Origin of the sequence: Streptomyces sp. NPDC102259 (genome assembly GCF_044766465.1) — a bacterium.
GTDB lineage: Bacteria > Actinomycetota > Actinomycetes > Streptomycetales > Streptomycetaceae > Streptomyces.
Map to the genome: position 1 here is coordinate 185,336 of NZ_JBIWMA010000011.1, position 21,354 is coordinate 206,689.

The following is a 21,354-nucleotide window of genomic DNA, read 5'->3' on the forward strand; positions in this document are numbered from 1 at the left end:
CACCCGCATGTCCTCGCCCCGGCACCCTCGAAACCCCCGACACTCCCGACTCCCGCTCTCCAGAAGAGGATTCCTGACGGCGACCGCCGGTACGGCCGCCGCCCTCGGCCTCGCCGCCGCACCCGCGCGGGCCGCCACCGCGCGGCGCGGCCCGTTCGGCCGACACGGCTCGCCGGCCGATCGCCTCACCCCGCGAACCCTGTACGTCGACCCGCTGGGCAGGGGCGACTTCACCGGCGTCCGGGACGCCGTCGCCGCCACCACCGGCAGCGGCTGGACCCTGGTCCTCGCCCCCGGCACCTACCGGGAGACCGTCGCCCTCGACGTCACCCGCACCGAGGCCACCTGGATCGGCGCCTCCGAGGACCCCCGCGACGTCGTGATCGTCTACGACAACGCGGCCGGCACCGCCAAGCCCGGCGGCGGCACCTACGGCACCACCGGATCGGCCACCACCACCGTGCAGGCCGACGGCTTCACCGCCCGGTGGATCACCTTCGCCAACGACTGGCTGCGCGCCGACCACCCCGACATCACCGGCACCCAGGCCGTCGCCATCAAGGTCCAGGGCGACCGCTCCGCCTTCCACCACTGCCGTTTCCTCGGTCACCAGGACACCCTGTACGCCGACTCCATCGCCCTCACCGCCTTCGCCCGGCAGTACTACGCGCACTGCTACGTCGAGGGAGACGTCGACTTCGTCTTCGGCCGGGCGACGGCCGTGTACGAGCAGTGCCACTTCCGCACCCTGAACCGCACCGACCTGGCCGCGGCCCCCTACGGCTTCGTCTTCGCCCCCTCGACGGCGGGCGCCAACCCCCTCGGCTACCTGGTCGTCCGCGGCCGCGTCAGCAGCGAGGCGCCCGACGCCGCCTACAAACTGGCCCGCCCCTGGGTGCCCAGCTCCGACACCACCGCCCGCCCGAGCCTCACCGTCCGCGACACCCGCCTGGACGCCGGGATCGACGCGGTCGCGCCCTACACCAACATGTCGGCCTCCTTCCCGTGGCAGAACCAGCGGTTCGCCGAGTACCGCAACACCGGGCCGGGAGCCCGGATCACCGTGCCCGAGAACCGCCCCCAACTCACGGCGGAACAGGCGCGCTCGGCGACCCGCGCGGCCTACCTGGGCGACTGGGAGCCCTGGAAGGGGGAGTGCTGAGATGCTGCGCCGACGCACCCTTCTCGCGGGCATCACGAGCGCCGCCCTGATCACCGCGACCCCAGCCCACGCCCGGTCCCACCGCACCCTGCACGTCCGCCCCGGCGACTCCCTCCAGGCCGCCGTGGACGCCGTCGACGGCCCCGGCGGGACGGTCGTCGTGCACCCGGGCACGTACCGGGATGTCGTGAACGTGCCAGCGGAAAAGGGGGAGTTGACGATACGCGGCGCCTCCCGTGACCCGCGTGCCGCCGTGCTCGTGTTCGACAACGCCAACGGGACCGCCAAGCCCGACGGGTCCGGGACCTACGGCACCGCGGGCTCCGCCACCTTCACCTCCGCCGCGCCGGGCCTCACCGTCCGCGACCTCACCCTGGCCAACGACTGGCTGCGCGCCGACCATCCGGAGATCACCGGCACCCAAGCGGTGGCCGCCTACGTCACCGGCGACCGCACGCACTTCGACAACGTGCGTCTCCTGGCCCACCAGGACACCCTGTTCGCCGACACCACCGCGCTGGACGCCTTCGACCGGCAGTACTTCCACCGCTGCTACATCGAGGGCGACGTCGACTTCGTCTTCGGGCGGGGCCGGGCCGTCTTCGACGCCTGCCACTTCCACACCCTTCAACGGGACGTGACCTTCACCCCCAAGGGCATGGTCTTCGCCCCCGCCACCGCCCGGGCCAACCCCTACGGCTTCCTCGCCCTGCGCGGCCGGATCACCTCCGGCGCCGAGGACGCGGCGTACAAGATCGCCCGCCCCTGGGTGCCGTCGTACGAGACGACCGCCTGGCCCTCGCTGGTCGTGCGGGACACCTGGATCGGCTCCGGAATCGACGCGGTGACCCCGTACACCAACATGCGCGACGCCTACCCCTGGCAGACCATGCGCTTCCGCGAACACGCCAACTCCGGCCCCGGCGCGGTGATCTCGGTGCCGGAGAACCGGCCGCAGCTGACCGCCGAGGAGGCGGCCACCCACACCCGGCGGACGTACCTCGGGGACTGGAGGCCGTATGGGCGTCCGTGATCCGGCGGTGGGGCGGCGGACGTTCGTGGTCGGCACCGGGGCCGCGCTCCTCACCGCAGCAGCCACCACGGACGCGCGAGCAGCCGTCGTGGACGGGCGGGCAGCCGTCGTGGACGGGCCGCTGCCCGACTTCCACCCCGCCCTCAAAGCCGAGCTGACCTTCCCCCTCGCCTGGGGAACGTCCCCGATCCGCGACTTCCGCGCCTGGCGCCGGGCCGCCCGCGCCAAGGTCGAGGAACTGCTGGTCGTCGGAGCACAGGACCGGACCCCGTACGCCCCCGAGTTCACCGACCGGCGCCGACAGGACGGCTACACCGGCGAGTTGGTGACCCTCTCCCTCACCCGCCACGAACGCGTCCGCGCCGCGCTCCTCACCCCGGACGGTCCCGGCCCCTTCCCGGCCGTACTGCTCCTGCACGACCACGGGGCGAAGTTCGACATCGGGAAGGAGAAACTGGTCCGGCCCTGGTACGACGACACCCGGCTCGCCTCCGCGCAGGGCTGGTCGGAGCGGTACTTCAGCGGGCGGTTCGTCGGCGACGAGCTGGCCCGGCGGGGATATGTCGTGCTGTGCGCGGACGCCCTCGGCTGGGGTGACCGCGGGCCCCTCGCCTACGACCAGCAGCAGGCCCTCGCCTCCAACTTCTTCAACCTCGGCTCCTCGCTCGCCGGACTCATGGCCCGCGAGGACGCCCGTGCCGCCGGGTTCCTGGCCGGCCTCGACCGGGTCGACCGGGGCCGGGTCGCGGCCGTCGGGTTCTCCATGGGCGCCTTCCGCGCCTGGCAGACGGCCGCGCTCAGCGACGACCTCGCCGCGGCGGCGGCCGTCTGCTGGATGACCGGCTTGAAGGAAATGATGGTGCCCGGCAACAACACCCTGCGCGGACAGTCCTCGTACTACATGCTCCACCCCGGGCTTCCCCGGTACCTCGACTTCCCCGACGTGGCGAGCATCGCCGCACCCAGGCCGATGCTGTTCTTCGACGGCGGGCTCGACCCGCTGTTCCCCGCCGACGGCGTCCGCGCGGCCCACGACCGGCTGCGCGGCGTCTGGCGCTCCCGTCACGCCGAGGAGCGGTTGCACCTGAAGAGCTGGCCCGACCTCGGCCATGTCTTCGTCGACCGCATGCAGGACGAGGTGTTCGCCTGGCTCGACACCGTCCTGTGAACGGCACCGCTGCTCCACCCCCTGAACGACTCCCCATCCCCTGAGCGACTTCCCATCCCCTGAGCGACTTCCCATCCCCTGAACGACGGAAAGGACCGCACTCCATGTCTCGTCGTACCGCTCTCACGGCCGTCGCCGCCCTCACCCTGGGCGCCGGACTCGCCGTCCTCCCCACCCAGGCGCAGGCCGCCACCGTGGTGGTCAGCAACTCCACCGACCTGTCCAACGCCATCAAGAACGCCACCGCGGGCACGGTCATCCAGGTCCGCGCGGGCACCTACTACCCGACGGCCACCCTCCAGTCCACGGCCAACGGCACCTCCTCGTCGCCCGTCACCCTCACGGCGTACGGCTCGGAGACCGTGAAGATCGACGGCTCGTCGCTGCCCGACGGCGACTGGATCTTCAAACTCACCGCCGACTACTGGAACGTCTCCAACCTCACCTTCCAGAACTCCCCGGACAGCGCGGTCGTCTGCCAGTCCTGCACCGGCACCAACTGGAACAACATCAAGACCATCAACGGCGGCGACTCCGGCTTCACCCTCACCGGGGACGGCACCGTCAACAACACGGTCCGCAACATCGACAGCTACGGCCACTACGACGCCGCCAACCACGGCGAGAACGCCGACGGCGTCGCGGTGAAGTTCGGTTCCGGCACCGGCAACCTCATCACCGGGGCCCGCCTCTACAACAACTCGGACGACGGGATCGACTTCTGGTCCTTCTCCTCGCCCGTCACCATCGAGCACACCTGGTCCTTCGGCAACGGCGTCAACCGCTGGTCCGACTCGGCCTTCGCGGGCGACGGCAACGGCTACAAGCTGGGCGGCGACGGCGAGGTGGTCGCGCACGTCGTCAACAACTCGGCCGCCTGGGGCAACGCCGGAAACGGGTTCACCGAGAACTCCAACACCGGCGCCATCGTCATCAACCGCACCACCGCCTACGCCAACAGCAAGTGGGGCTACTACTTCGCGACCAGCTCCGCCAAGCTCGGCAAGAACCTGGCCGTCAGCAACGGCGGTGGCTCGGTGAGCAAGGGTTCGTCGGTCACCTCGGCCGGCAACAACTGGGACTCCGGGATCTCCACCCCCGCCTTCAAGTCCACCGACGCGAGCTCCACGTACAACGCGCGCAGTTCGAGCGGCACCCTGCCCACGACCACGTTCCTGACGACGGGCTCGACGACCATCGGAGCGACCATGAACTGACCGGCGGCCCCGCCGGGTCGTCCGGGCGCCGGACCCGATGGGCCGGACCGGATCGTCCGCCCCGATCGCTTGACCCGATTTTTGCCCGTGAACGGGTAACGGTCGGGCAACGGGTCTCGCGCTCGGAGGTGTGACGCGCGTAGAAAACGTGTCATGCATAAGCCACTGCGCATCGCGGCCATCGCCGCGGCCTGCGCCGTCGCCGGCGCCGCCCTCTACGGCGCCGGCGCGGCCACGGCCGGCCAGTCCACGGCCAACTCCACCCACGAGCCCTACAACATCGGGCTCCTGGTGAAGGACATCGACACCTACTACGGCACCGCGCCGGACGCGAACGGCGTGTACCAGGCGTCGCCGACCAGCCCGTACGCCAAGGACCTCGCGAGCATCGACAAGGCCGCGAAGAAGTACATCGACCAGGCCGCCCGCAAGGCGGTCAGGAAGGGCGAGAAGCCCGCGGTCGTCTTCGACATCGACGACACGCTGCTGCTCAGCCTCGACTACGAGAAGCGGTACAACTACACGTACAACTCCGCCACTTGGGCGGCGTACGTGAACAAGGCCGACCGTCCGGCGGTGTTCGGCAGCCCCGAACTCGTGCAGTACGCCGAGAAGAAGGGCGTCGAGGTCTTCTACAACTCGGGCCTCGCCGAGGCGCAGCGCTCCGCCGCCGTCGAGAACCTGAAGAAGGTCGGCGCCGACATCAACCTCGACGCCGACCACATGTTCCTCAAGAACGCGGCCACCCCGCCGTCGTACCTGAGCGGCTGCGCCACCCCGGGCGCCTGGACCTGCACGACCGTCCAGTACAAGTCCGGTACCCGCAAGCACATCGAGCACGACCTCGGCTACGAGATCATCGCCACCTTCGGCGACCAGTACTCCGACCTCGACGGCGGCTACGCCGACCGGACGTACAAGCTGCCGAACCCGACGTACTACGTCGGCTGACGCAACTCTCTCGATCTCTTTCGGTGGCACGGCAACCTGCTGCGGCCACGGTGACGACTGAGGTGCGGAAACGGGCCGGGGCGGCCCCTCCGGCCCGTTTCCTCCCTCACTCCCTCACCGGAAGGACCACCCCGTGCGCATGAGCACCGGACGCCACCGCAGGACCCGCACCCTCTCGATCGCCGCCGCGGTGGCGGTCTCGGCGGGGGCGGGCGGCGTCTACCTCGGCCTGTCCGGCGGCGGCGCCGAGGCCGCCTCGTCGACGGTCACCGTCTCCACCACCGCCCAGCTGGAGTCGGCCGTGCGGAACGCGGTCGCCGGCACCGTCATCCAGGTCCGCGGCGGCGCGTACTACCCGACGGCCACCCTCAAGTCGACCGCCAGCGGCACGAGTTCGGCCCGGATCACCCTTCAGGCGTACGGCACCGAGAAGGTGAAGATCGACGGGTCCAAGCTCCCCGCCGGCTCCTGGCTCGCCGGGATCTACGGCAGCTACTGGACCGTGCAGAACCTCACCTTCCAGTCCGCCCCGGCCCAGGGCTTCGTCGTCACCTCGTCGACCGGCGGCGTCTTCAAGAACCTGGTCACGGCGAACAACGGCGACTCCGGGTTCACCCTCCGCGGCGACAACACCGTCAACAACCTCGTGCAGAACCTGGACAGTTACGGAAACTACGACGCCGCAGGGCACGGCCAGAACGCGGACGGCATCGCCATCAAGTTCGGGTCGGGCACCGGGAACAGGATCACTGGCGCCCGTCTCTACAACAACTCGGACGACGGCCTCGACCTGTGGCAGTTCTCCACGCCGGTCACCATCGAGCACTCGTGGGCCTTCGGCAACGGGAAGAACCGGTGGAGCGACGCCGCGTTCGAGGGCAACGGCAACGGCTTCAAGCTGGGCGGCGGGGGCGTGGCCGTCGCGCATGTCGTCAACAACGACGCGGCCTGGGACAACACGCTGAACGGGTTCACCGAGAACTCCAACACCGGGGCGATCGTGCTGAACCGCAACACCGCCTACGCCAACGCCGAGGCGGGGTTCTACTTCGCCACCGGCAAGGCCCGGCTCGCCCGCAACCTCGCGGTCGGCAACAAGGGCGGGCTCGACAAGCTGGGTTCGTCGGCCGTCTCCGCGGCGAACAACTGGGACGGCGGGGTGTCCACGCCGGCGTTCGTCTCGACGGACGCGACGACGGCCTACGGCGCCCGGAAGGCGGACGGCTCGCTGCCCGCGACGACCTTCCTGACCACGGGCTCGACCACCATCGGCACGACCATGAAGTAGGCGCTGTCCCGGTGGTCAGGAATCGCCTTCGTCGTCCTCGGCGGAGGCGAAGTCACCGCCCACGGCGCCCTGTCGCTGCTCCGAGCTGCCCGTGACCGCATAGGTGTCGTCCTTGGCGTCGCGGCCGCCGCGGTCGTGGTCGTACTGCCCGGCGAACACCCACTCGCCCTTGGCGACCGTACGGCCCTCCTTGAGCACCCAGGTGTAGACCAGGAAGCCGTCCCGCTCGGCCACCGAGAACGTGAAGTCGTCCTCGGGCAGCGAGCGCCAGGCGCCCGCCGACGAGACCCCGCCGGTCTGCGCGACCTTCAACTGCACGGTCAGTGCGGTGAGTGCCTCGGACGTCTTGATCGTGACGTTGCTCTGCGCCCAGAAGTCGTTGCTGTGCGGGTCGACCGAGCCGTCCGACCACAGCGGGCCGTCCTCGTCGTCGGTCGTCGCCGGCAGCAGCGTGGCCGCGGGCGCGGAGGGCGTCGCCGCGGAGCTCTTCGACGGGGAGGCGCTCGGCTTCGCCGGGTCCTTCGCGCCGCCGCCGGAGCTCGGCGTGGCCTTCGGCGAGGCAGGCGGGCGGCTCGTCGCCTCCGGGGACTCGACCGGCGGCGAGGAGACGGAGACCGTCTGCTGCGCCGGGGTGTCGTCCTTCACGGCGGACGCCACCGCGTAGCCGCCGACCGCGAGCATGCCCGCGACCGCGGCCGTGGCGCCCACGATCCGCGCCCAGCCCCACAGGAGCGGGCGGCTCGCCCGGTGGTCGGACCGTTCCGGTCCCCGTGCCTGTCCCGCCATGCCGCGCTCGACGCGGGCCAGGATGTACGCCCGGTCGGGTTCGTGCGCCTCGGCCGCCTCGTGCAGCCGGGCGCGCAGCTCGTCGTGCACGTCCCGCTGCATCGTCATCGGTCCCTTCCTGAGGCCGAGGCCTCACCGGTGCGCACCATCGTCGGCACCTTGAGCGGAGCCCCCTTGGCGCCGAGCAGCTTCTGGAGCTCGGCCATCCCCTTCGAGGTCTGGCTCTTCACCGTACCCACCGAGACCCCCAGGGCGAGCGCCGTGTCCTTCTCCGAGAGATCGAAGGCGTGCCGCAGCACCACACAGGCCCGTTTGCGGAACGGCAGTCTACGCAGCGCCGACTGGACGTCCACCACGCCCGCGATGTCGGGGTTCTCCGTCTTCTCCTCGCGCTGCGACCAGAACAGCGCGATCCTGCGGCGCTCCCGGACGGCGCTGCGGATGCGGGTGCGGGCGAGGTTGGCGACCACGCCACGGGCGTACGCCACCGGATGGTCGGCCGCGCGCACCCGGTCCCAGCGGTTCCACAGGGCGAGCAGCGCGTCCGCCGCGAGATCGTCGGCGGCGTCCGCCTCACCGGTCAGCAGGTGGGCGAGACGGGACAGTTCGGCGTAGTGGCGGTCGAAGAAGGCATGGAATTCCACGGAGGCGGCGTCGTCGACGACTGTGCCCACGGGTGACCTCTTCTCGGTACGGCTGGTGCGGCTCGGCGCAACCTGCGGGGTGCGCCTGTGTGTGTCATGTGAATGACATGGGGATGCCCCGAGGAGGTGGCCGGGGCGAGATCGGGAAGCGTAGCAGTGATCGATTACTCGGTTTGGTGCGGGGGTTCGAACATCATGTGGCAGGCCGAACGTCCTCGGAGTCCGATTCCGTAACACGGCGAAAACCTGAAGACGGTTCAACACGGCAACAATCCAGCCAGCATCCGCGCACAGATCATTCAGGCCCCTAGGAGCACCAGCCATGTCCGAGACGAAGACGACGGCCGACCGGCCGGGTACCGCGCCACCCGCGGCGAACAGCGTCGACCGGTACTTCAGGATCTCCGAGCGGGGGTCCACCTTCGGCCGTGAGATACGCGGCGGCTTCGCCACGTTCTTCACCATGGCCTACATCCTTGTCCTGAATCCCATCATCCTGGGCAGCGCCAAGGACAAGTTCGGGCACCAGCTCGACGCCGTCCAACTCACCACCGCCACCGCCCTGGTGGCCGCGGTGATGACGATCATCATGGGCGTCGGCGGCAACCTGCCCCTCGCCCTCGCGGCGGGCCTCGGCCTGAACGCGGTCGTCGCCTTCCAGATCGCCCCGCTGATGAGCTGGGACGACGCGATGGGCCTCATCGTGCTCGAAGGCCTGCTGATCTGCGTCCTGGTGGTGACCGGTCTGCGCGAGGCCGTCATGCACGCCATCCCGCAACCGCTGAAGCAGGCGATCAGCGTCGGCATCGGCCTGTTCATCGCCTTCATCGGCTTCGTCGACGCCGGCTTCGTCAGCCGCATCCCCGACGTCGCCAACACCACCGTCCCCGTGCAGCTCGGCGGCACCGGCACCCTCTCCGGCTGGCCGGTGCTCGTCTTCTGCCTCGGCGTGCTGCTGACGATCGGTCTGCTGGCCCGCAAGGTCAAGGGCGCGATCCTGATCAGCATCGTGACGATGACGGTCCTCGCGATCGTCATCAACTCGATCGCGGACATCAAGTCCTGGGGCCTGACCACGCCCTCGTGGCCCGACAAGGTCGTCGACACCCCCGACTTCGGGCTGATCGGTCACTTCAGCCTGTTCGGCGCGTTCGGCGAGACCAGCGTCATCACCGTCGTCCTGCTGATCTTCACCCTGATCCTGTCCGACTTCTTCGACACCATGGGCACCGTCGTCGGCATCAGCGCGGAGGCCGGACTGCTGGACGAGAAGGGCGACGTGCCCAACCTCGGCCGGGTGCTGCTCATCGACGGCGCGGCGGCGGTCGCGGGCGGCGCGGCCTCGTCGTCCTCCGCGACCTCCTACATCGAGTCGGCCGCCGGCGTCGGCGAGGGCTCGCGCACCGGCTTCTCCAACCTGGTCACCGGCTCGCTGTTCGCGCTCGCCCTGTTCCTGACCCCGCTCCTCACCATCGTCCCGCTCCAGGCCGCCGCCCCGGCCCTGGTCGCCGTGGGCTTCCTGATGATGACCCAGGTCAAGAGCATCGACTGGGACAAGTACGAGATCGCGATCCCGGCGTTCCTCACCATCGCCGTGATGCCGTTCACCTACTCGATCACCAACGGCATCGGCGCGGGCTTCCTCGCGTACGTCGTCATCAAGACGGTGCTCGGCAAGGCGAAGGAGGTCCACTGGCTGCTGTGGGGGGCCTCGGCGCTGTTCGTGGTGTACTTCGCGATCGACCCCATCGAGCAGGTGCTGGGCGTGTAGTTCCCGGGGGCGCCCCCCGGCCCCCCGGCCCCCCGTGACCCGGCCCCGGCCCCGGCCGGGAGCGGGTCACGGGGAGCCGGGGGGCTCGGTACTCAGCTCTTCAGCGCCGCCTTCATCATCGCCTTCGCGACCGGGGCGGCCAGCCCGTTCCCGCTGACCTCGGACCGCGCGGCGTCGGACTGTTCGACCACCACCGCCACGGCGACCTGCTTGCCCGAGGAGTCGGACTTCCCGTACGACGTGAACCAGGCATACGGCGCCTTGCTGTTGTTCTCGCCGTTCTGGGCCGTGCCCGTCTTGCCGCCGACGGTGACGCCGTCGATGATCGCGTTCGTGCCGGTGCCCTTCTCGACGACCGTCTGCATCGCCGACCGAAGCTGTTCGGCGGTGGAGGAGCTGACGATCTGCGTGGTCGACGCCTCGTCGTCGTAGTCCTCGAGGACGTCGCCGCCGCCGTCGGTGATCTGCGAGACCAGATGCGGCGAGACGAGCTTGCCGCCGTTGGCGATGGCGGCCGACACCATGGCCATCTGCAACGGCGTCGCGGTCACGTCGAACTGGCCGATGCCGGTCAGGGCGGTGGACGACTCGTCCATGTCGGACGGGTACACGCTCGGGTAGGCCCGCACCGGCACGTCCTGGCTGTCGTCGTTGAAGCCGAACTTCTCGGCCGTCGCCCTCAGCTTGTCCTGACCGAGCTCGACGGCCATGTGCGCGAAGACGTTGTTGCAGGAGTACTGCAGCGCGACCCGGATCGTGGCGTTCTCACAGGGCGCGGACGTGTTCTCGTTCTTCAGGACCGTCCGCGTGCCCGGCAGGGTGTACGGGTCCTCGCTGTCGGTCTTCTCGTCCACCGACGTGTACAGCCCGTCCTCCAGCGCGGCCGCCGCCACGACCAGTTTGAACGTCGATCCCGGAGCCAGCGGCTGCCGCAGCGCCCGGTTGGTGAGCGGCTTGTCGGAGTCCGCGTTGAGCTTCTTCCAGGCCGCAGCGGCGGTGTTGGCGTCGGTCAGCGTCGACGGGTCGTACGACGGGGTCGACACCACCGCGAGGATCTGGCCGGTCGTCGGGTCGATCGCGACGGCCGCGCCCTTCTTGTCGCCGAGCGCGTCGTACGCCGCCTTCTGCACGTCCGGGTCGATCGTGGTGAGCACGTTTCCCGGGTCGGCCCGCTGGTCGGTGACCGTGTCCATGGCGGTCTTCAGACGGGTGTCCGTGCCGTTGAGCAGGTCCGCGTAGATGCCTTCCAGCTGCGTGGGGGCGTAGCTCTGCGAGGCGTAGCCCGTCACCGCCGCGTACAGCTCGCCGTCCGTGTACGTGCGCTTGTATCTGAGGTCGCCGCCCGTGGTGACGGCCGAGCCGGTGATCGCCTTTCCGCCCACGATGATGTTCCCGAGCGGCTCCGCGTACGTCTCGATCGCGTTGCGCCGGTTGTCCGTGTCGTCCGCGAGTGCCTGGCCCTCGTAGAACTGCACCCAGGTCGCCCGGAGCAGCAGGGCGAACACCAGCAGCAGCGCGAAGACCGAGGCGCGCCTGATCGTCTTGTTCATTGCGAACAGAAGGACGAACGGGACGGCGGCGATCGTTCCCTTCCGCCCGGTTTCTCATCGACCGTTCATCTGAGTCCGGTTCAGGTCAGGACTCCAGACGGAGCACGATCTCCTCGATCTCCCCGCCCCGCGCGTTCGCGTATCCGGTGGCCCGGGCGGTGGACCGGAAGCCGCACTTCTCCAGGACGCGCAGGGAACCGGCGTTGTCGGCCGCCGCCCGCGCGAACAGCGGACGCTCCGGGACCTCGGACACCAGGGCCCGCAACGCCTGTGTGGCGATGCCCCGGCCCCAGTACGCCCGGTCCACCCAGTACGTCACCTCGCGCTCGCCGGGCTCCCCGTACACCGCCGCGCTGCCGACGACGTCCCCGTCGGCCAGGATCGTGCGCGGCATGGCGGACGAGGCGCGGATCCTCTCCCAGTGGGCGTCGAAGGCGTCCCGGTCGGTCGGGTCCTGCGCGGTGAACGCGGCCATCCGCAGCGACTCGGGGTCGTTCATCTGCCGGAAGAACACCGGCAGATCACTGTCGTGGACCTGGCGCAGGGTGATCAGCATGCGTCAGAGCCTACGGGTGGCCAGCGTGAGCCGGTCGCGCGCGTCGAACAGCGCGTCCTTCACCAGCTGCTCGTGCGCGGGGGTGAGCCTCGCCACCGGCACCGAGCAGCTGATCGCGTCCCGGGCCGGCGTGCGGTACGGGATCGCCACGCCGAAGCAGCGCAGGCCCAGGGTGTTCTCCTCGCGGTCCACCGAGAAGCCCTGCTCGCGGATCTGGTGCAGCTCCTCGATGAGCTTCTCGCGGTCCGTGATCGTGTGCTCGGTCAGCGCCGGCAGCGTCTCCGGCAGCAGCTTGCGGACCTGCTCGTCGCTGTAGGTGCTCAGCAGCGCCTTGCCCAGCGAGGTGGAGTGGGCGGGCAGCCGGCGGCCGACCCGGGTGAAGGGACGCAGGTAGTGCTGGGACTGGCGGGTGGCCAGGTACACGACGTTCGTGCCGTCGAGCCGGGCCAGGTGGATGGTCTCGGTGGTGTCGTCCGAGAGCCGGTCCAGGGTGGGGCGGGCGGCCGCGACCACCTCGTCGCCGTCGATGTAGGACGTGCCGACGAGCAGCGCCCGCACCCCGATGCCGTACCGCGTGCCCGTCGCGTCCGTCTCCACCCAGCCCAGCTCCACCAGCGTGCGCAGCAGCATGTAGAGACTGGACTTGGGATATCCGACGGCCTCCTGGACCGACGCCAGAGAGTGCATTCCGGGGCGGCCGGCGAAGTATTCCAGCAGCTCAACCGTCCGCACCGCGGACTTGACCTGCGCCCCGCCCCCCGTCTCGCCAGCCGACATCGCCCTTGACCCCTTCGTTCGACGGGAAATACGCTCCGACAGCATATTCATCATCAGAGACAGCGTTCAGTATATCGAACGACCCTGGTGAATGAGCCAGTACCAAACGTGGTCAGAACCAAGCGTGGAGGGACCCGCGGTGGCAGCAGCACCAGTCTGGAGTGTCGACCCCCGAACCGGGAAGCAGCGTGAACAGGTTGCGGTGGAGGCCACGGCCCAGGAGGTCGACGCCGTCGTCCGCGCCGCCCATGAGGCGCGCGGCTTCCTCGCCGACCGTACCGTCCGCGCCGCTTTCCTGCGTTCCGCCGCCGACCGGCTCCAGGCGGCCAAGGACACGCTCGTGGAGGTGGCCGACGCGGAGACCGCGCTCGGCCCGGTCCGGCTGACCGGCGAGCTCGCCCGCACCTGCTATCAGCTGCGCGCGTTCGCCGACATCGTCGACGAGGGCGCGTTCCTCGACGTCGTCATCAGCCACCCCGACGACACCGCCACCCCGCCCATCCCCGACCTGCGCCGCTACAAGGTGCCGCTCGGGGTGGTGGCCGTGTACTCGGCGTCCAACTTCCCCTTCGCCTTCTCCGTCGCCGGCGGTGACACCGCCAGCGCGCTCGCGGCGGGCGATCCGGTCGTCGTCAAGTCCCACCCCGACCACCCCGGCCTGTCCGAGCTGGTCGCGAAGGTGGTGCGCAACGCCGCCGCCGAGCACGGCATCCCGGCGGGCGTGCTGGGTCTGGTGCACGGCTTCGAGGCCGGCGTCGAGCTGATCAAGCACCCGCTGGTCGCCGCGGCCGGTTTCACCGGGTCGATCCGGGGCGGGCGCGCGCTGTTCGACGCGGCGGCGGCCCGTCCGGTGCCGATCCCGTTCCACGGCGAGCTGGGCTCGCTGAACCCGGTCGTGGTGACCGAGGCGGCCGCCGCCGAGCGGGCCGAGGCCATCGGCGCCGGCCTCGCCGGGTCCATGACCCTGGGCGTCGGGCAGTTCTGTGTGAAGCCGGGACTGGTGCTGGTGCCGTCCGGCGCGGCCGGCGACGGGCTGGTCAAGTCGCTCACGGACGCGGTGAGCGACACCGACGCGGGGGTGCTGCTCGACCACCGGATGCGCGACAACTTCATCGCCGGGGTCGCCGAGCGGGCCGAGCTGCCCGACGTGGAGTCGCCGGTGACTCCGGGTGCGGGCGGGGAGCACACCGTCAGCGCCGGGTTCCTGACCGTGCCGGCCTCCCGGCTGACCGCCGAGGGCGCGTACGACCTGCTGCTCGAGGAGTGCTTCGGGCCGGTCACCGTCGTGGCCCGCTACGACGACGACGGCGAGGTCAGGGCGGTGCTGTCGCGCCTGCCCGGAAACCTCACGGCGACCGTCCAGCTGTCCGAGGAGGAGGCCGCGGGCGAGGGCCGGGGCGGGGAGATCCTCGCCGAGCTGACCCCGCTGGCCGGACGCGTGCTGGTGAACGGCTGGCCCACGGGCGTCGCCGTCGCGCCGGCCCAGCATCACGGCGGGCCGTACCCGGCCACCACCTCCACGTCCACCTCGGTCGGAGGGACCGCCATCGAGCGCTGGCTGCGGCCGGTCGCCTACCAGAACACTCCCGCGGCGCTGCTGCCCGTGGAGCTTCGGGACGAGAACGAGCTGGGGCTGCCCCGCCGGTTCAACGGGCGTCTGGAGCGGTAGCGCTCCGCGCGAGCGTCGTCGGGTCACGGTGGCTCGTCGCACATCGATGCAGGCCCGCGCCCCTCGGGGCGCGGCTCCCCTGCGATGATGAGGCCATGGACCTTTCCCTTCCCGAACTGCCCTTTCCCCTGCGCACTTACGGGCCCGACGGGCACTGGTCCCATGAGGACGGGGTGCTCACCGGGTGGGCCGGGGCCCGGCAGGACCGGTTCGTGCCGCCCACCGGGGACGGGGTGGAACCCGCCGCCGACGCACCCCGGCTGCTGGGGGCGCCGGAGGGCGACTTCCAGCTCATCGCCCGCGTCACCGTCGGGTTCAACTCGGCCTTCGACGCGGGGGTGTTGTACGTCCACGTCGGTGAGCGGGCGTGGGCCAAGCTGTGCCTGGAGTACTCCCCGGATGTGGCCACCGTCTGCACGGTGGTCACCCGGGGACACTCCGACGACGCCAACTCCTTCACCGTGGACGGGAGTTCGGTCTGGCTCCGGGTGAGCAGGACCGGCCGTGCCTTCGCCTTCCACGCCTCCCGGGACGGCAGCCGGTGGACCTTCGTCCGCCTGTTCACGCTGGGCGGGGAGAAGGAGACCGGAGCCGCCCTGATCGGCTTCATGATGCAGTCGCCGATGGGCGAGGGCTGCGTCGTGACGTACGACCACCTCGAGTTCAGGACCGAGTGGCCGCACGACCTGCGAGACGGAAGCTAGCCGGTGCGAGACGGAAGCCGGCCGGCCGGAACCGGGGGGCGGCCCCTCTCGTCCTCTCCTGCATGATCGGAGATCGAGTCACGGGGCACCGGGCGATCCGCACCGCCGTCCCGGCCGAGGCGGAGAAGGTCGCCGCGCTGCACGCGCGGGCCAGGGCGACGTACTACCCCGACGGGGTCCCCCAGGACGGCACCGACTGGCTCGCCGCCTGGCGCACGGCCATCGAGCGGCCCGACGGCCATGTGCTGTGCGTCGTCGAGCAGGGACGGCTCGTCGGCCTCGCGTCCTTCCGCACGCCGGAGGGCGCGCCCGCGCACACGGTCAAGCTGTTCCAGTTCCACGTCGACCCCGATCACTGGCGTTCCGGGATCGGCACGGCCCTGCACACGGCCTGCGTCGAGCAGTGGCGGGCGGACGGGCGGCGCACGGCCGTGCTCGACGTGCACGTCGACAACCGGCGGGCCCAGGCCTTCTACGTCCGGCAGGGCTGGAGTCCGGACCCGGAGAACCCGCCGGCCGAGGGCGAGCACCACCTCTGGCTGAGGTACGCGGTGGCCGGGGAATGACCGGGGATGACCGGGGGAATGAAACGCCCTGCTTGAACGTTCATGCACTCGCCGGAGGGAACCTCCGTGCGGACCTCCCGCGGGGAGATCCGTACCAGCCGCACGACCTGGAGAGAGCCGAGACATGCGCGTCGAGATCTGGAGCGACATCGCCTGCCCCTGGTGCTACGTGGGCAAGGCCCGCTTCGAGAAGGCGCTCGAGGCCTTCCCGCACCGTGACCAGGTCGAGGTGGTGCACCGTTCCTTCGAGCTGGACCCGGGCCGCGCCAAGGACGACGTCCAGCCCGTGCTGGCCATGCTCACCAAGAAGTACGGGATGAGCGAGGCGCAGGCGCAGTCCGGCGAGGAGAACCTGGGCGCCCAGGCCGCCGCCGAGGGCCTCGACTACCGCACCCGGGACCGCGACCACGGCAACACCTTCGACATGCACCGCCTGCTGCACCTCGCCAAGGAGCACGGCCGGCAGGACGAGCTGATCCAGATCCTCTACCGGGCGAACTTCGCCGAGGAGCGGTCCCTCTTCGCCGAGGGCGACGAGCGGCTCGTGGAACTGGCCGTCGAGGCCGGTCTCGACGCCGAGGCCGCCCGCGCGGTCCTCGCCGAGCCGGCCCGCTACGCCGACGAGGTCCGCGCCGACGAGCGCGAGGCAGCCCAGCTCGGCGCGAACGGCGTGCCCTTCTTCGTCCTCGACCGCGCCTACGGCGTCTCCGGGGCCCAGCCCGCCGAGGTCTTCACCCAGGCCCTCACCCAGGCCTGGGACGCCCGCTCCCCGCTGAAGCTGATCGACGACGACGGCGCGCAGGCCTGCGGCCCGGACGGATGCGCGGTCCCACAGCAGTGAAACCCGCAGGTGAGAGCCGATCTATAAGCTCTCCTTAGCGGAATCACGTAAAAATCGGCAATGGACGAGGGGTTCTCGCGGTCCCACAGTGGACCCATGGAGACCTTCGAGAGCCTCGTCCGCGCCGAGTTCACCCCGAAGACCACGTACCTGAACACGGCGAGCAACGGTCTGCTGCCGGCCCGTACCGTCGCCGCCCTGCACGAGGCGGCGGTGCTGCGCGCCGAGGGCAGGCCGCTGACCCCGCTGCACGAGGACGTGGAGGCCTGCCGGGCCGCGTACGCCCGGCTGGCCGGCGTCCCGGTCACCCGGGTGGCGCTGGGCGCCTCGGTCGCAGCCCACACCGGCGTGATCGCCGCCTCGCTCCCCGCGGGCGCGGAAGTGCTCACCGCCGAGGACGACTTCACCTCCGTCCTCAACCCGTTCCACGTCCGCGGCGACCTCAAGGTGCGCGCCGTCCCGCTGGAGCGGATCGCCGAGTCCGTCCGCCCCGGCACCGCGCTGGTCGCGGTGAGCGCCGCCCAGTCCGCCGACGGCCGGCTCGCCGACCTGCCCGCCCTGCGCGAGGCGGCCCGGACGCACGGCGCCCGCACCTACGTCGACTTCTCGCAGTCCGCCGGCTGGCTCCCGGCCGACGCCGACGCCCACGACTTCTCCGCCGCCGTCTCCTTCAAGTGGCTGCTCGGCCCGCACGGTGCGGCCTTCCTGGTGGTCCCGGAGGACTTCGGCGGGCTGTCACCGGTGCTCGCGGGATGGGTCGCCGGCGAGGAGCCCTGGGACAGCTGTTACGGCCCGGTGGCCGAACTCGCCCACTCGGCACGGCGGTTCGACCTGACCCACGCCCTGTTCACCTACGCGGGACTGCGCCGCTCCCTCGAACTGGTGGAGGAACTCGGCGTGCGGGCGATCGGCGCCCACGACCTCTCCCTCGCCGACCGCTTCCGCGCCGGACTCGCCACGCTCGGTCATCGACCGGTGGCCGCGCCCGGCTCCGCGATCGTCTCGGTGCCCGGACTCGGCTTCCGCCAGGCCGAGTTGGCCGCCGCCGGCATCCAGGTCTCCGACCGCTCCGGCAATCTGCGCGCTTCCTTCCACCTGTTCAACACGCCTGACGACGTCGACCGCCTGCTCGACGCCCTGTCGGCCTGAGGTTCCCGGCCACCGACAGACCCGGACGCCCCCACCCGGATCGGGTGGGGGCGTCCGGGCCTGCCGACCCTGCCGGCGAGGGACGAAGGCGGTTCACCGCACGGGCGTGAAGTCCCGCGCGCCGATGTACTCCGGCCTGCGCACCGGCGCCGCGAACGGCTCCACCGCCGTGTTCTCCACGCTGTTGAACACGATGAACACATTGCTGCGCGGGAACGGCGTGATGTTGTCGCCGGACCCGTGCATGCAGTTGCAGTCGAACCAGGTCGCCGAACCGGCCTTGCCCGTGAACAACTTGATGCCGTGGTCGTCGGCCATCGCGGTCAGCGCCTCGTCCGACGGCGTGCCCGCGTCCTGCATCTGGAGCGACTTCTTGTAGTTGTCCTCGGGAGTCGCCCCGGCGCAGCCGAGGAACGTGCGGTGCGAGCCCGGCATGATCATGAGCCCGCCGTTGGTGTCGCGGTTCTCGGTCAGCGCGATCGACACGGACACCGTCCGCATGTTCGGCAGACCGTCCTCGGCGTGCCAGGTCTCGAAGTCGGAGTGCCAGTAGAAACCCCCGGCCCCGAAGCCCGGCTTGACGTTGATCCGCGACTGGTGGACGTACACGTCCGAACCGAGGATCTGCCGGGCCCGCTCCACGACCCGCTCGTCGCGGACCAGCGCGGCGAACACCGGACTGAGCTTGTGCACCTCGAAGACGGAGCGGATCTCCTGGGACTTCGGCTCGACGATCGACCGCCCGTCGGCCCGGATCTCCGGGTCGGCGATCAGCCGCTCCAGCTCCCGTCGGCAGACGGCGACCTCGTCGTCGCTGATCAGCTGGTCGACGGTGAGGAAGCCGTCGCGCTCGTACTCCTGGAGGCCGGCCGCCGGGATCGGGCCCGGTGCGTCGGGGGAGCCCCAGACGACGGGATCCTGACGGGGGACGGACACCTCGGTGGTGCCACGGGTGGGGTAGAGATCGGTGAGGGTGGTCACGATGCTTACACCTCCTCGGGCTCGGTCAGCAGGGGGTAGACGCCGTTCTCGTCGTGGTCCTCCCGCCCCGTGACGGGCGGGTTGAACACGCAGATGCAGCGGAAGTCCTCCTTGACGCGCAGCGTGTGCCGCTCGTGCCCGTCGAGGAGGTACATGGTGCCGGGCGTGATGCTGTGCGTCCGCCCGGTCTCGTGGTCGGTCAGTTCGGCAGCGCCCTCGACGCAGACGACGGCCTCGATGTGGTTCGCGTACCACATCGACGTCTCGGTACCGGCGTACAGAATCGTTTCGTGCAGCGAGAACCCGACCCGTTCCTGAGCGAGCACGATGCGCTTGCTCTCCCAGGTGCCGGACGCCGCCCGCACATGCCGGTCGGTGCCTTCGATGTCCTTGAACGAACGGACGATCACGGTGGTGCGATGCCTCCTAGGTAGGGGATACAGGTAGGGATGCAGCCAGGGACACGGGGGCCGAGGGCGTCAGACGGTTTCCCGTACGGCGCGGGCGATGACGCTCAGGCCCTCGTCCAGTTCCTCGGGGGTGATGGTCAGGGCCGGCAGCAGTTTGACGACCTCGCTCTCCGGGCCGGACGTCTCGATCAGCAGCCCGAGTTCGAAGGCCCGCTGCGCGACCCGCCCGGCCCGCGCCTTCTCGTGGAACTCCAGGCCCCACACCAGACCGCGGCCCCGGTACTCCTTGACGTCGGCCAGGTTCTCCTCGGTGATCGAGATGAGCCCCTGCTCGATCTGCTCGCCACGCGCCCGGGTCTGCTTCTCCATGGCGGACCCGTCGGCCCAGTACGTCTCGAGGGCGGCGGTGGCGGTGACGAAGGCCGGGTTGTTGCCGCGGAAGGTGCCGTTGTGCTCACCCGGCTCCCACACGTCCAGCTCGGGCTTGAACAGGCAGAGCGACATGGGCAGTCCGTAGCCGCTGATCGACTTGGAGACGGTCACGATGTCCGGGACGATCCCGGCCTCCTCGAAGGAGAAGAAGGCCCCGGTGCGCCCGCAGCCCATCTGGATGTCGTCGACGATCAGCAGCATGTCCTGCCGCTCGCACAGTCCCTTGAGCGCCCGCAACCACTCCGGACGCGCGACGTTGATGCCGCCCTCGCCCTGCACGGTCTCGACGATCACGGCGGCGGGCTTGTTGAGCCCGGACCCCTGGTCCTCCAGCAGCCGCTCGAACCACAGGAAGTCGGGGACCTGGCCCTCGAAGTAGTTGTCGAACGGCATGGGCGTGCCGTGCACCAGCGGGACCCCGGCCCCGGCCCGCTTGAAGGCGTTGCCGGTCACGGCGAGCGACCCCAGGGACATGCCGTGGAAGGCGTTGGTGAACGACACGATGGCCTCGCGTCCCTTCACCTTCCGCGCCAGCTTCAGCGCCGACTCCACGGCGTTGGTGCCGGTCGGGCCCGGGAACATCACCTTGTAGGGCAGGTCACGCGGCCGCAGCACCAGATCCTGGAAGGTCTGCAGGAAGGTCCGCTTGGCCACGGTCGACATGTCGAGCCCGTGCGTGACGCCGTCCCGCATCAGATAGTCGACCAACGCCCGTTTCAGCACCGGGTTGTTGTGGCCGTAGTTGAGGGACCCGGCGCCGGCGAAGAAGTCCAGGTAGCGGTGCCCGTCCTCGTCGTACATACGGCTGCCCTGCGCGCGGTCGAAGACGGCGGGCCAGCTGCGGCAGTAGCTGCGCACCTCGGACTCGAGGGTCTCGAACACGCTCAGGTCGGGCGGGGTGATGGTCACGACGAAACGCTCCTCGGGGTGGGGGTCGGAAGGAGAGACGGGCGGAGGCGGGGCGGGGAGGTCACAAGCGGAGGCCGCAAGCGGAGGTCACGGGAGGTCACAAGGGGAAGGTCAGAAGGCGAGGGGGCCGATGCGGTACAGCACCTCGGGGTCGTGCGGGCCGTCGGGGAACAGCCCGGCGTCGAACAGCACCTCACGGGCGACGGTCGCCCCGTGCCGGTCGGCGTACGAGGTGAACAGCCGCTCGGAGGCGGTGTTGCCCGGCGTGATCGTGGTCTCCACGGCGGTGAGCGGGCGCTCGGCGGCGACCCGGGCGGTCAGCCCGTCCAGCAGAGCGGCGGCGAGGCCGCGACCACGGTGCGCGGCGTCGACGGCCACCTGCCAGACCAGCAGGGTCTGCGGGTCCTCCGGCCGGACGTACCCGGTGACGAACCCGACCGGCTCGCCGTCCTGCGCGCGCGCCACCGCCGAGGTGGCGGCGAAGTCGCGGCACCACAGCAGATAGCTGTAGGACGAGTTCAGGTCGAGCGTTCCGGATTCCTTCGCGAGACGCCAGAGCGCTGCTCCGTCTTCCACCGACGGGCGGTCGATACGTAGGTCTGCTTGTGCGGCAGTCATGCGGATGGAACTTACCCACGGAAATTCAATAACGCATGGAGAGGCCGTGGTGATTCCGTGAGGCCACCGGGGCGGGTTGCCGTTTCATCCACTTTTGCACCGCATGAAAGGGGCATAACGACCCGCTTGTGCAATGCGTCACGCAATCGAAACCTGCTCGAAATTCCCCGCG

The 21,354-nt window shown here is 70.4% G+C and carries 21 protein-coding genes; 12 read left to right on the forward strand and 9 right to left on the reverse strand.

The annotated features are described in order from the left end of the window. Positions 1-7: 7 nt before the first annotated feature. The 6 genes from ACIRPU_RS25100 (at position 8) to ACIRPU_RS25125 (ending at position 6,819) form a co-directional block, all read left to right on the forward strand. A complete protein-coding gene (locus tag ACIRPU_RS25100) occupies positions 8-1,162 on the forward strand; it encodes a pectinesterase family protein (protein WP_403871071.1) in 1,155 nt (384 codons plus the stop codon). A 4-nt stretch (positions 1,163-1,166) separates the two neighbouring features. Further along, a complete protein-coding gene (locus tag ACIRPU_RS25105; protein WP_403871301.1) occupies positions 1,167-2,195 on the forward strand; it encodes a pectinesterase family protein in 1,029 nt (342 codons plus the stop codon). After that, positions 2,182-3,363: a dienelactone hydrolase family protein gene (locus ACIRPU_RS25110; protein WP_403871074.1), complete on the forward strand. Its 1,182-nt coding sequence runs from the start codon at positions 2,182-2,184 to the stop codon at positions 3,361-3,363. The genes ACIRPU_RS25105 and ACIRPU_RS25110 overlap by 14 nt, the downstream gene beginning before the upstream one ends. A 104-nt stretch (positions 3,364-3,467) precedes the next feature. Next, complete coding sequence (locus tag ACIRPU_RS25115; RefSeq protein WP_403871077.1) at positions 3,468-4,580, forward strand: chondroitinase-B domain-containing protein; 1,113 nt, start codon at positions 3,468-3,470, stop codon at positions 4,578-4,580. Between the two features lie 153 nt (positions 4,581-4,733). Beyond that, entirely contained in the window at positions 4,734-5,531 is a 798-nt protein-coding gene (locus tag ACIRPU_RS25120) for an HAD family acid phosphatase (protein WP_403871079.1), read from the forward strand. A gap of 133 nt (positions 5,532-5,664) precedes the next feature. Continuing rightward, a complete protein-coding gene (locus ACIRPU_RS25125) occupies positions 5,665-6,819 on the forward strand; it encodes a right-handed parallel beta-helix repeat-containing protein (RefSeq protein WP_403871082.1) in 1,155 nt (384 codons plus the stop codon). Positions 6,820-6,834: 15 nt separating this feature from the next. On the opposite strand, the gene ACIRPU_RS25130 is transcribed toward ACIRPU_RS25125, so the two are convergent. Together ACIRPU_RS25130 and ACIRPU_RS25135 are read right to left on the reverse strand one after the other, a co-directional pair. After that, positions 6,835-7,713, reverse strand: a complete 879-nt coding sequence (locus ACIRPU_RS25130) for a hypothetical protein (protein ID WP_403871085.1) — start codon at positions 7,711-7,713, stop codon at positions 6,835-6,837. Next, positions 7,710-8,279 (reverse strand): SigE family RNA polymerase sigma factor, encoded by a 570-nt coding sequence (locus tag ACIRPU_RS25135; RefSeq protein ID WP_384120393.1) that lies wholly within the window; start codon positions 8,277-8,279, stop codon positions 7,710-7,712. Before ACIRPU_RS25135 ends, ACIRPU_RS25130 begins: the two co-directional genes overlap by 4 nt. Positions 8,280-8,571: 292 nt before the next feature. On the opposite strand from ACIRPU_RS25135, the gene ACIRPU_RS25140 reads away from it, so the two are divergent. Further along, positions 8,572-10,020, forward strand: a complete 1,449-nt coding sequence (locus tag ACIRPU_RS25140; RefSeq protein ID WP_403871088.1) for an NCS2 family permease — start codon at positions 8,572-8,574, stop codon at positions 10,018-10,020. A 92-nt stretch (positions 10,021-10,112) separates the two neighbouring features. Here ACIRPU_RS25140 and ACIRPU_RS25145 read toward each other — a convergent pair whose 3' ends face one another. From ACIRPU_RS25145 to ACIRPU_RS25155, 3 genes are all read right to left on the reverse strand, one after another. Next, complete coding sequence (locus ACIRPU_RS25145; protein ID WP_403871091.1) at positions 10,113-11,570, reverse strand: peptidoglycan D,D-transpeptidase FtsI family protein; 1,458 nt, start codon at positions 11,568-11,570, stop codon at positions 10,113-10,115. 85 nt (positions 11,571-11,655) lie between these two features. Further along, positions 11,656-12,126, reverse strand: coding sequence for a GNAT family N-acetyltransferase (locus ACIRPU_RS25150; protein WP_403871094.1), 471 nt, complete (start codon positions 12,124-12,126; stop codon positions 11,656-11,658). A 3-nt stretch (positions 12,127-12,129) separates the two neighbouring features. After that, a complete protein-coding gene (locus ACIRPU_RS25155; protein ID WP_389507008.1) occupies positions 12,130-12,903 on the reverse strand; it encodes an IclR family transcriptional regulator in 774 nt (257 codons plus the stop codon). A gap of 139 nt (positions 12,904-13,042) precedes the next feature. Here ACIRPU_RS25155 and ACIRPU_RS25160 point away from each other — a divergent pair, with 139 nt between their 5' ends. From ACIRPU_RS25160 to ACIRPU_RS25180, 5 genes are all read left to right on the forward strand, one after another. Further along, positions 13,043-14,572, forward strand: coding sequence for an aldehyde dehydrogenase (NADP(+)) (locus tag ACIRPU_RS25160; RefSeq protein WP_403871098.1), 1,530 nt, complete (start codon positions 13,043-13,045; stop codon positions 14,570-14,572). Positions 14,573-14,667: 95 nt separating this feature from the next. Next, positions 14,668-15,276, forward strand: a complete 609-nt coding sequence (locus tag ACIRPU_RS25165) for a DUF1349 domain-containing protein (RefSeq protein WP_355703889.1) — start codon at positions 14,668-14,670, stop codon at positions 15,274-15,276. A gap of 62 nt (positions 15,277-15,338) precedes the next feature. After that, on the forward strand, positions 15,339-15,842 hold the full coding sequence (locus ACIRPU_RS25170; RefSeq protein ID WP_384120402.1) for a GNAT family N-acetyltransferase: 504 nt from the start codon (positions 15,339-15,341) through the stop codon (positions 15,840-15,842). Positions 15,843-15,966: 124 nt separating this feature from the next. Continuing rightward, positions 15,967-16,683, forward strand: coding sequence for a DsbA family oxidoreductase (locus tag ACIRPU_RS25175; protein WP_403871103.1), 717 nt, complete (start codon positions 15,967-15,969; stop codon positions 16,681-16,683). 96 nt (positions 16,684-16,779) lie between these two features. Beyond that, positions 16,780-17,832, forward strand: a complete 1,053-nt coding sequence (locus ACIRPU_RS25180; protein WP_403871106.1) for an aminotransferase class V-fold PLP-dependent enzyme — start codon at positions 16,780-16,782, stop codon at positions 17,830-17,832. A 93-nt stretch (positions 17,833-17,925) separates the two neighbouring features. Here ACIRPU_RS25180 and thpD read toward each other — a convergent pair whose 3' ends face one another. The 4 genes from thpD to ectA form a co-directional block, all read right to left on the reverse strand. Next, complete coding sequence (thpD, locus tag ACIRPU_RS25185) at positions 17,926-18,813, reverse strand: ectoine hydroxylase (protein WP_403871109.1); 888 nt, start codon at positions 18,811-18,813, stop codon at positions 17,926-17,928. A 5-nt stretch (positions 18,814-18,818) separates the two neighbouring features. Further along, entirely contained in the window at positions 18,819-19,223 is a 405-nt protein-coding gene (locus ACIRPU_RS25190; RefSeq protein WP_057599305.1) for an ectoine synthase, read from the reverse strand. Between the two features lie 69 nt (positions 19,224-19,292). Beyond that, positions 19,293-20,564, reverse strand: coding sequence for a diaminobutyrate--2-oxoglutarate transaminase (ectB, locus tag ACIRPU_RS25195; RefSeq protein ID WP_403871112.1), 1,272 nt, complete (start codon positions 20,562-20,564; stop codon positions 19,293-19,295). A gap of 111 nt (positions 20,565-20,675) precedes the next feature. Then, positions 20,676-21,182, reverse strand: a complete 507-nt coding sequence (ectA, locus tag ACIRPU_RS25200; RefSeq protein WP_403871115.1) for a diaminobutyrate acetyltransferase — start codon at positions 21,180-21,182, stop codon at positions 20,676-20,678. Between the last annotated feature and the right edge of the window lie 172 nt (positions 21,183-21,354).